At 62.1% G+C, this 1,648-nt stretch carries 2 protein-coding genes; one reads left to right on the top strand and one right to left on the bottom strand.

Annotated elements, in window-relative coordinates:
* Positions 1-50: 50 nt before the first annotated feature.
* Positions 51-614: an alkyl hydroperoxide reductase subunit C gene (gene ahpC / locus EHS19_RS00810; protein WP_151915904.1), complete on the bottom strand. Its 564-nt coding sequence runs from the start codon at positions 612-614 to the stop codon at positions 51-53.
* A 359-nt stretch (positions 615-973) separates the two neighbouring features.
* Between ahpC and EHS19_RS00815 the strand changes: the two genes are divergently transcribed.
* Complete coding sequence (locus tag EHS19_RS00815; protein ID WP_338325017.1) at positions 974-1,603, top strand: carbonic anhydrase; 630 nt, start codon at positions 974-976, stop codon at positions 1,601-1,603.
* Positions 1,604-1,648: the final 45 nt, after the last annotated feature.

Raw genomic sequence — 1,648 nt, forward strand, 5'->3', positions numbered from 1 at the left:
TCGCAACGCTACCGCTGCTCGCTGCTACAAACAGCCCACTGGGCTGTTTGTCACAGCTGGCCGATGAGGTCGAGGCTGGGCTCGATGGTTTCTTCGCCGGGCTGCCACTTGGCCGGGCACACCTGATCGCCATGCTCGTACACGAACTGCGACGCCTGCACGCGACGCAGCAGCTCGTCGGCGTTACGGCCGACATTGGAGGAGATGACCTCATAGGCCACGACCTTGCCCTCGGGGTTCACAATGAAGTCGCCGCGCTCGGCCATGCCATCAGCCTCGTTGTAGGTGTCGAGGTCGCGCGCGAGCAGCGCGGTCGGATCGGCGAGCATCGGGTACTGGATCTTCGCGATCTTCTCGTTCGCGTCGTGCCAAGCCTTGTGCACGAAGTGCGTGTCGGTGGAGACGGAGTAGATCTCGCAGCCGATCTTCTTGAAGTCCTCGTACTTGGCGGCGAGGTCCTCAAGCTCGGTCGGGCACACGAACGTGAAGTCGGCCGGGTAGAAGAAGAACACGGACCAGTGGCCGAGCACATCGGCCTTGGTCACCTCGTGGAAGTCGTTGTTCTGGAAGGCTTGAACCTTGAAATCAGTGAGTTCGTGCTGCAGAAGAGTCATCGCAAGTTCCTTTCGCCGTGCGCAGCCGAATGCCGCGCACCAGTGATTTCATCCTATCGCGAACAGGGGTGCGACGGGAGGAGCGAACCTATGAGCATAATCACACCGCCGCAGCGCGTACGGCGAAGCGTATCGCATAGCGTGCAGAGGGCGGCGCGTGCGGCGAAGCGAGCGGCGCAGCGTCGAGCGTTGCCAGCGACCGGCGCAATCCGGTAAAATCCAGTAGCAGAACGGGAATGGAGGCGCACATGACCGATATGAACAATGGTTCATCCGAGCATAGTTCATCCGAGCAGTCAAATCAGCCGCCGCAGCCGGGTCAATCACCGCAGGCGACCGCGAACGCAGCTTGGAGCCGGCTGCTGGCCGGAAATCGCCGTTTTTGCGAAGGCGAGGCGGAGCACCCCTGGCAGGATCGCGAAACGCGCGAATCGCTTGCGGACGGGCAGCATCCCGACGCGGCGGTGCTCGCATGCTCCGATTCGCGTGTGCCGCCGGAGATCGTTTTTGATCAGGGTCTCGGCGATCTGTTCGACGTGCGCACGGCCGGTCAGATGATCGACGATGCCGTGCTCGCTTCGCTGGAATATGCGATCGAGCATCTGCACGTCAGTCTGCTGGTCGTGCTCGGGCATGAGGGATGCGGGGCCGTCGCGGCGGCGGCCGAACAACTGGACGCGTTGATCGAGCAGGTGACCGATGAGGCGGCGGATTCGCTGGCGACCGTTTCCGCGATGGATGATCTCGATGAGCGGATCACCGCCGCCGATTCGATCATGCTGCGCACGGTTGGTCTGTCGGTGTGGCAGGCGCGCATGGCCGATCTGGATACGACCGAGGATTACGAACGCGTGCATGTGGCCCATGTCATCGAGGATCTGGTGTCTCGGTCGGAGGTGATTCGCGAGGCGCTGGCCGCAGAGCGGCTGATGATCGTCGGCGCGAGGTATCTACTGGGGTCCGGGAAGGTCGAAGTGCTGTCGTTTTAGTGGTCTACGTCAGTAATTCGTTGACTTCCTCGTGCTTCCTCGTGC

The sequence above is a fragment of the Bifidobacterium jacchi genome (assembly GCF_009078285.1).
GTDB classification, from domain to species: domain Bacteria; phylum Actinomycetota; class Actinomycetes; order Actinomycetales; family Bifidobacteriaceae; genus Bifidobacterium; species Bifidobacterium jacchi.

Bases quoted from the DNA above. Each gene is read 5' to 3' on its own strand.
- ahpC (WP_151915904.1), bottom strand. From the start codon at position 614: ATGACTCTTCTGCAGCACGAACTCACTGATTTCAAGGTTCAAGCCTTC.